Origin of the sequence: Streptomyces laurentii (assembly GCF_040635425.1) — a bacterium.
GTDB classification, from domain to species: Bacteria; Actinomycetota; Actinomycetes; order Streptomycetales; family Streptomycetaceae; genus Streptomyces; species Streptomyces laurentii.
Genome location: NZ_JBEYHT010000113.1, coordinates 1 through 8,109, shown reverse-complemented (window position 1 = coordinate 8,109; position 8,109 = coordinate 1). Strand labels below are relative to the sequence as shown.

Here is an 8,109-nt window from a genome sequence, read left to right as displayed (position 1 = left end):
CGGCTTGACGTACCAACTGAGGATCTCGGCCTCGGTCAGGCCCTCGCCCACATCGGGCATCTTGAATTCACGGATCGTCACGATGCTCTCCTCAGCCGGTGCTCACAGCCCCTTCCCCTCGTCGGCCCCCGCGAGCGCCCGCGTGGTCTCGGCGGACGCCCCCGCGGTCTCCGCGGCCGCCCGCGACGCGGCGACCTTCGCGGCCGCCACCGCCGCCGCGGCCTTCGCCGCCTTCGCCGCCTCGGCGGCTTCCCGGTCCTTGCGGGAACGCCCCAGGCGGCGGGTGAGCGGGACCTCCACCCAGGAGTACAGCGCCCAGGCGAGGAGGACGGCGACGACGGCCTCGCCGACGACGATCCCCACCGCCGCCGGGGTGTCGAAGAGCGGGTCGCCGAGCAGGCGGCGGGTGTACTCCAGGACCGTGAAGTGGACCAGGTAGAAGGCGAAGGAGATCTCCCCGAGCCAGGTCATCGCCCGGTTGCGGAAGATCGTGAACCGGTCCTCGTTGTCGGCGATGGCGCCGGCGGCGATCATCATGGCGGCCGGGACGACACAGATCAGGCGGAGGCCCCACAGCCACGGCACGTACAGACCGACGACGTAGGCGACGGCGAGCAGCAGGCCCGACCAGACCATGCCGATGTTGCGCCAGCGGCCGAGGAGGACGGCGCGGCCGACGAACATCCCGAGCGCGAAGTCGAGGAGCCGGCCGGCGGGCAGGACGTACGCGAACCAGAAGTAGTTGGCGGACTGGCCGGGCTCGTTGGGGACGACCTCGGTGCCGACGGGAATGATCGCGTACGTGATCAGCGGGGTCACGGCGATGGCGGCGATGATGCCGCCGATCCAGTACTTGAGCCGGTGCGCGGGAATCCGCTTCAGTACCAGGAACAGGGCCGGGAAGGAGAGGTAGAAGAAAGCCTCGGCCGAGAGCGACCAACTGACGTTGTTGACCGCGAAGTTGGTGGGGATGTCCGGCACCCAGGACTGCAGCATGAAGAAGCTGAGGAAGCCCTGGAGCGGGGTGGTGGGCTCACCGTCGACCCCGTCGACGAGCACCAGGGCGACGAGCCACGCCACGAGGTACGGCGGGACGATCTTGGCGTAGCGGCGGCGCCAGAACGCCTTGGCCGTGTCACCCTGCCGGGCGGACCAGACCAGGATGAAGCCGCTCAGCATGAACCAGAACGGCATGACGAGGCCCGCGACCATGCTGAGCGAGCCGTAGATGCCGCGCTCCACGCCGGAGTCGGCGAAGATCCGGATGCTGGTGAAGGGCAGGACGGCGTGGAAGAGGAACACCAGCAGGGCGACCGGGAACCGCAGGCCTGTCAGCGTGGGGAGCTGACCCTTGCGGCGTACGGTCCGCTCCTCGGGCCGTCCGCCGTCGGTCGTGGCGGCACCGGCCGCGGTGCGTCTTGCGGGGTCGTTCGCCGTACCGGCTGACGCGGCGGTCTCCGGTCTGGCAGGGCTGTCGATACTCACAGGGCTCTCTCCTTGGGTGGATGCGCAGGGGAGGGGTGCTGGTGAGGGGGTGGAACCGTGCTGGTGCGGGTGAGGCCGTACGAGTGGGGGGGGCATGCTGGTGCGGATGAGGCCGTACGGGTGGGGGCGGGGCCGGGCGAAGGCGGGCGGGACGGAGGCGGACGGAGGCCTCAGACGTCCAGGACCAGGCGCTTCGAGGCGCACCGCGAGACGCAGATCATCATCACGTCGCCGGCCTCCTGCTCCGCCGGGCTGAGCAGGAAGTCCCGGTGGTCCACGACTCCGTCGAGGACACCGATCTCGCACGTGCCGCAGACGCCCTCGCGGCAGGAGGCGTCCACATGGATGCCGGCGTCGTCCAGGACGTCGACGATCGACTCGTCGGGGCCGACGGTGACGGTCCGCCCGGAGCGGACGCACTCGACCTCGAAGGAGGTCTCACCGCCCTCGGGGGCCGGTGCGGCAACGCCGGCGGCGAAGCGCTCGACGTGCAGCCGGTCGGCGATCCCCAGCTCCGCGCAGACCTCCAGGGCGCCGTCCATCAGCGCCTGCGGGCCACAGCAGTAGACGTGGGCGCCGTCCGGGAGCCGCCCAAGGATGTGCCGGAGGTCCATGCGGCCGGTCTCGTCCTTGGGGCGCAGTTCCACGGTGCCGCCGTGCGCGGCGAGAGCGGCGAGTTCCTCGCCGAAGGCCATCGTGGAGCGGGACCGGCCGGCGTACCAGAGCTGCCAGGGCTTGCCGCGCGCGCCGGCCTCGCGGGCCTGGGTGAGCAGCGGGGTGACGCCGATGCCGCCGGCGACGAAGACGTACGCGTCGGCGTCGGCGAGCGCGAAGTGGTTGCGGGGGCCTCGCACGGTGAGGGTCGCGCCGGGCCGGAGCTCGCTGTGGACGAAGGAGGAACCGCCGCGGGATTCGGGTGACTTGAGGACCGCGACGCGGTAGGACGTGGTGTCCGCGGGATCACCGCAGAGGCTGTACTGCCGGACCTGGTCGCCGGCGTACAGGTCGATGTGCGCGCCCGGCGCCCAGTCCGGGAGCGGCTTCCCGTCGGGGCTCACCAGTTCGACGGACAGGACGTCGTCGGCTTCCCAGGTCATCCGGCGTACCAGCAGATCGAAGGGTTCCTCCTGGGCGGTGCTCATGGCTCGTCCTCCTTGCCGGCGTCGGGCCGGGGGTCGGTGGGGCGGAGAACGGGCCCCCCGTGCGGGGGGCCCGGATCGCTCGGCGCCAGGCCTGCCGTGGTCCGTCAGGCCGCGGCCTTGGCGGCACGGTCGGCCTCCCTGCCGAAGCTGATGGAGTTGGCGAAGCTCACGCCGTGGCTCTTGACGTCGATGACCACGCGGTCGCCGTCGGCGATGCGGAAGCCGTCGTGGAAGCTGGCCTCGTCGGCGCCGAGAAGGACGTAGTTGACCATCCCGGGGCGGCGGATCGCCGGGTAGGTGAAGAGGTGGTCCATCATGTCCCGGACCTTGAAGTACAGGGCGCTCTCACCGCAGTCGAAGTTGCCCTCCCAGGCGGACACGCCGTCGCGCTCGATGGTGACGCGGCCGGTGACGGTGGTCGGCGGGGTGCCGAGGAAGACGAAGGGCGACAGGGACGTGTCGCTGAGCTTGCAGTACGGGTTCCAGCCCGGGTTCAGCCGGTGCAGACCGATGTCGCACAGGTCGTTGCCGAAGGTGTAACCGACATAGTGCGGGTCGCCGTCGTCGTCGTTGACGTACACGAGGGCCACCTCGGGTTCCTCGATCAGCGCGACGGCCTTCTCCGGGACGACGAGGGTCTCCTCGGGCATCCGGATCCAGGAACCGAAGCCCTTGAAGAACCAGTTGGGGGCGACGAACTCGGTCTCGTCGGTGGGCTCGTCCTCGTACTTGGACTTGTGGGTGCGCATGAAGCCGCTCAGCAGCGCGTTCCCGGAACCGGGGAGCAGCGGCGGCAGGAAGCGCAGCTCGGGGTCGTCGGCGGCGACGGTGATCTCCCCGCCCTCACCGGTGACGGAGGCGACGACGTCCTCCGGGGAGGCGGCGGCGACGAACTCGTCCCGGAGCCGGCCGTCGGCGACCGGGTAGAGCGTCAGCGGCTCACCGGCGGCGGGCTTCTCGAACCCCGCGTACCGCTCGCCCTTGTATACGGCTTCGAACAGCATGGAGATGGACATGGGAGTCGGCCCTCCTAGGCCGGTGCGGCGGCGGGGCCGCCGGGGGAAGGGTTCCGGGCGCCGGCCGGGGGCCGGCATCCGGAACGGGGAGAGGGAAGCTGGACGGGGAGAGGGAAGCTGGACGAACAAGCCGAACGGGGGAGGCCGGACGGGGAGTTCAGACGGCGATCGGTACGGCCGCGCCCGCCGTGAGGTCCGCCAGGACCTCCTCGACCCGGTCGAGGGAGGCACGGACCCAGTCGAGCGCGAGCGGATCGTCGGCGCGCAGAGCCGCCTGGCACCGCTCCTCGGTGTCGCCGTACAGCCGGCTGGTGGCCACACGCAGCCGCAGCGACTCCTCCGGCTCGCCGAAGGCGCTGGCGGGCAGCAGCCCCACGCCGTACCGCTCGACGAGCAGCCCGGCGAGTCCGGCTCCGGTCCGTACGCCGTGGACCTCGGCCAGATGGGCGCGGAGCGGCTCGAAGTCCGGGTACAGGTAGCAGGTCGCCACGACCGGCTCCAGCACGGCGCCCGCGGCGGCGAACCGCTCGGCCATCGCGTGGGCCACCCGCTCGTGGAGGCGGCGGCTCGCGGCGATGTGCTCCACGATCTCGTCGGGCTCGGCGAACGCGTACGCGGCGGCGGCCTGCACGGGAGCGGCGGGGCTGGACCAGATCTGGCTGGCCACCCCCACCAGCCGCTCCCCCAGCCGCTGCCCGGTCGCGCCGGCCGGCAGCCGGGCCACCCCGGTCCGCCAGCCGCCGATGGCCAGGTTCTTGGTGAGGCCGGTGGTGACGACGGTCCGCTCGGGCGCGAAGACCGCCGGGGAGACGGCGGGGGTCGCCGCCGGGTCGTACACGAGGTCGCAGTAGATCTCGTCGGAGATGACGACGAGGTCCAGCTCCCGGGCCGCCTCCGCGAACCGCCGCACGGTCTCGGGAGCGGCGATCGTCCCGGTCGGGTTGTCCGGCAGGGTGACGATGACGGAGCGCGGATCGTGGCCGGCGGCGCGGGCGGCGGTGACCGTCTCGCGCAGCAGGTCGGGGTCGGGCACCCCGCCCTGGCCCGGCAGGGTCGGGACGGGGAAGTGGCGAACGCCGATGAGACCGGCCTGCGCCGCGTAACTGACCCAGCTGGGCAGCGGGATGACGACATCGCCGCCGACCGCCAGGAGCAGGCCGAAGAGCATCGGCTTGCTCCCGGGGCCGCACACGACCTGGTCCGGGGTGGTGGCGAGACCGCGCCGGCTCCAGTAGCCGGCGGCGGCCTCGCGGAGCTCCGGGCTGCCGGCGACCGGACCGTACGAACCGAGCCCCGCGGCCGCGGCGAGCCGCTCCCGCAGGCCCGGGTGGACCGGCAGTCCGATCTCGCCGCTCGCCATGGAGAGGACGGACTCGCCGGCCGCGCGGCGGCGGGCGATGGCCTCGTCGGCGGCGAGCGTCGCCGACATGGTGACCCGACTGGCTTCGGACACGGCGCTCACGCCTCGCCGTACAGCTCGCGGAGGACCTTCTTCCGGACCTTGCCGGTGAGGGTCTTGGGCAGGGCCTCGATGACCTCCAGGCGGTCCGGCAGGAACCGCTCGTCGAGGTCCGTCTCAAGGAGGTGGGACCGCAGCTCCTCCAGCGTCGGACGCTCGTCGCCGGAGGGAACGACGACCGCCAGGATCGGGTCCTCGACCCGGCCCGTGGGGCCGACGAGGGTGGTCTCGGCGACCTTCGGGTGCCGGTTGACCATCGACTCGATCTCGGCCAGGGGCACGACCATGCCGTCCCGCTTGATGGCGTCGCTCGCCCGGCACAGGATGCGGATGCCGCCGCGGCCGTCGTCGCGGGCCACGTCACCGGTGTCGAACCAGCCGTCGTCCAGGAGCAGCGCGTCGTACTCCGCGTCCCGCTTGTAGTAGCCGAGCGCCTGGGACGCGCCGCGGACCCGGAGCCGGCCGACGGGGCCCCGCTCGGTCGGGTTGATGCACTTGTCGATCCGGATCTCCATCGCGTCGATCGGCCGGCCGTTGCTGTGCGCCGCCCAGTCCTGGTTGTAGTCCAGCTTGGTGATGGTGACCGGGCCGTTCTCGGACATGCCCCACAGCGAGTACGTACGGGCGCCGAGCATCTCCCGGAGGTCGTCCACCAGCGGCTGGAGGACCTGCGCCGAGCCGGTGACGACGTGCCGCAGCGTGTGCACGTCGCGGGGTTCGGCCCGCTGCGACCGGGCGATGTCGTGGAGCGTCGGAGGCGGACCGTACAGCAGGGTCGCCCCGTACTTCTGTACGAGGTCGAGCAGGATGTCGTTCTTCCGGCGGTCCTGGAAGGCGATCGTGCCGCCCAGCATGACGCTGGAGAGAATGCCCTGGCCGAAGCCGGAGTAGTGGACGAGCGGGGTGGTCACGGCGGCGACCAGGTGGTCGTCGAGGAGGAAGGTGTCGACGTAGCCGCGGATGGCCGAGTGGACCGTGTTCTGGCTGTGCAGCACCCCCTTCGACTCGCCGGTGGTGCCGGAGGTGAAGAGCACCACGAACGGCTCGTCGGGGCCGCGCTCGCGCGCCGAGAGGTCCGTGTGCACGTCCTCCCAGACCGGGTCGATGAAGTGGTCGCGGAAGTCGAGGCACCCCTCCGGGGGAGTGCCGTCGACGATCACCACGTGCTCCAGGCCGGGGAGTTCCTGCCGCAGCCGGTTCGCCGTCTCGCCGACCGGGTTGCCCTCCCAGTCCGACATCGTCACGATCACCCGGGCCCCGGTGAGGCCCAGCCGGTGCCGCAGCGGCTCCTCGGGGGTGGTCGGGTCGATCGGGCAGATGACGGCGCCGACGCGCAGGCACGCGTACAGCAGCGGCACCATCTCCCAGCGGTTGGGCAGCTGGACGGCGACGAAGTCACCGGGCTGGACGCCCAGTTCGACCAGACCGCCGGCGAACCGGTCGGTCAGCTGACGCAGCTCGATGTAGTCGAGGGTGTCGGTGCGGGCTTCCTTGACGCGGCGGGCGGCCACGGCCAGCTTGTGCGGGCGGAGTCTGGCCTGGCGGCGCAGGTCGTCGAGGAAGGTCTCCTCGCGCCACCAGCCGCGCTGGTAGTAGAGCGCCTCACGGGCCTCCCGGCCCTCGGGCATGGGGCTGGTGATCTCGACGACGGGCATCGCCTCGCCAGTGACGACGATCCCGTCCACGATCCGCGGCTCCGCGGTGACCGGCGCCTGTATGGTCTCGGTGGTCACGAGCGGTCCTTCCGGCGGGCGGTGAGCAGGGTCGGCAGGGGGTCGCCCGCGTGCGCGGCGGCGATCTCCAGGAGATCCCGGGTGTTGCGGCGGACCCGGTCGCCGACCCAGTCGAAGACCCACGCCTTGCGGGCGTCCGCCGGCAGGTCGAAGGGGACGACCCGAGTGACGGCCAGGGCGGCCGAGGCGGCCCCGCCGATGTTGGCGATCACTCCGGGGACGAGGATGGTGCCCGCGGCCCGGGTCTTCTCCTTCGCCTCGGCGCTGGAGCTGAGGTTGCCGCCCTCGACCACCAGGCCGGCCCGTACCCGGTGCGCGTTCTCGGCGTTCAGCGCGTGCTTCTGCGCCGCGAGGATCAGCAGGTCGGCGTCCACGTCCAGCCAGGCGTCCGGCTCGTCCGACACGGTGACGTGACCGGGCAGCCGCGAGCGGTCGATCTTCCCGAACTCGTCGGTGATCGCGACGAGTTCGGCCACCGGCAGCCGGTCCGCGCTGATCGTGCCCTGGAAGTCGGCCACGCCGACGACGGTGTGCCCGCGCTCCTCCAGGAAGTGCGCGACCGCGCGGCCCACCGCGCCGAATCCCTGCACCACGACCCGGGCCGGTCCCTTGCGGCCGCTCGCCTCCAGGGCGGTGACCGCGGCGACGCCGACACCGTGTCCGGTGCAGTCGATCAGCGGCTCGTAGTAGGTGCGCCAGTCGATCGGCATGTCCGGGGCGCCGAGCCGGTAGCGCGGGTCGTAGCCGGCCTCGTCGAAGAAGACGGCGCGGTCGGCGGGCGTGACGCCCATGTCGATGCCGAGGTGGATGCCGCCGTGCAGCAGCGGCTTGACGGTGCGGCCGAACGTACGGAAGGTCTCCTCGCGGTTGCTGCCGTCGGAGGCGATTCCGGCCTTGGCGCCGCCGATGGGCAGGCCGGCCAGGGTGAACTTGTGCGTCATGTCCCGGGCGAGGCCGGCCACCTCCTCCTGGGTGACACCGGGGGTCATCCGGGTGCCGCCCATGGCCAGGCCGTCGTAGAGCGAGTCGACGACGACCCAGCCCTTGAGGGACCCCTGGCTGCCGTTGAGCGAGACGACGAAAGCCGGATCTCGGGGGTCATCGGTGGCGGACGTGCCGTTCACAGCGTTCATGACCAAGAACCTCGTAATCGATTCGGTGGGCTTCTGTCCGGGGTGAAGCAAGGTCGGGGACGTGCCGCGGGGCCGAAGGCGGGGGGCCGACCGCCGAGTCCCAGACCCTCGGCTACCGCACACTGCGCGGGACCGAGCAGG

6 protein-coding genes are annotated in these 8,109 nt (G+C 72.0%); all 6 read right to left on the bottom strand.

Features of this window, described 5'->3' with window-relative positions:
* Positions 1-102: 102 nt before the first annotated feature.
* The 6 genes from ABZ693_RS35640 to ABZ693_RS35615 all read right to left on the bottom strand — a co-directional run bounded on the left by ABZ693_RS35640 (position 103) and on the right by ABZ693_RS35615 (position 7,968).
* Positions 103-1,485: an acyltransferase family protein gene (locus ABZ693_RS35640; protein ID WP_359885649.1), complete on the bottom strand. Its 1,383-nt coding sequence runs from the start codon at positions 1,483-1,485 to the stop codon at positions 103-105.
* 170 nt (positions 1,486-1,655) lie between these two features.
* Positions 1,656-2,627, bottom strand: coding sequence for a PDR/VanB family oxidoreductase (locus ABZ693_RS35635; RefSeq protein ID WP_359885648.1), 972 nt, complete (start codon positions 2,625-2,627; stop codon positions 1,656-1,658).
* Between the two features lie 104 nt (positions 2,628-2,731).
* The gene (locus ABZ693_RS35630) at positions 2,732-3,643 is read right to left on the bottom strand and encodes a fumarylacetoacetate (FAA) hydrolase (RefSeq protein ID WP_359885647.1); all 912 of its coding nucleotides are present in this window, start codon (positions 3,641-3,643) and stop codon (positions 2,732-2,734) included.
* Between the two features lie 157 nt (positions 3,644-3,800).
* The gene (locus ABZ693_RS35625) at positions 3,801-5,072 is read right to left on the bottom strand and encodes a pyridoxal phosphate-dependent aminotransferase (protein ID WP_435842645.1); all 1,272 of its coding nucleotides are present in this window, start codon (positions 5,070-5,072) and stop codon (positions 3,801-3,803) included.
* 29 nt (positions 5,073-5,101) lie between these two features.
* Positions 5,102-6,835 carry an AMP-binding protein gene (locus ABZ693_RS35620; RefSeq protein WP_359885645.1) on the bottom strand — a complete coding sequence of 578 codons (1,734 nt, stop codon included), beginning with the start codon at positions 6,833-6,835 and terminating at the stop codon, positions 5,102-5,104.
* Positions 6,832-7,968, bottom strand: coding sequence for a Glu/Leu/Phe/Val dehydrogenase dimerization domain-containing protein (locus ABZ693_RS35615; RefSeq protein ID WP_359885644.1), 1,137 nt, complete (start codon positions 7,966-7,968; stop codon positions 6,832-6,834). The genes ABZ693_RS35620 and ABZ693_RS35615 overlap by 4 nt, the downstream gene beginning before the upstream one ends.
* Positions 7,969-8,109 lie beyond the last annotated feature (141 nt).

What these genes read in the sequence shown, in the direction of transcription:
- ABZ693_RS35635 (WP_359885648.1), bottom strand. Translation starts at nt 2,627, where the DNA reads ATGAGCACCGCCCAGGAGGAACCCTTCGATCTGCTGGTACGCCGGATG.
- ABZ693_RS35630 (WP_359885647.1), bottom strand. Translation starts at nt 3,643, where the DNA reads ATGTCCATCTCCATGCTGTTCGAAGCCGTATACAAGGGCGAGCGGTAC.
- ABZ693_RS35625 (WP_435842645.1), bottom strand. Translation starts at nt 5,072, where the DNA reads ATGTCGGCGACGCTCGCCGCCGACGAGGCCATCGCCCGCCGCCGCGCG.
- ABZ693_RS35615 (WP_359885644.1), bottom strand. Translation starts at nt 7,968, where the DNA reads ATGAACGCTGTGAACGGCACGTCCGCCACCGATGACCCCCGAGATCCG.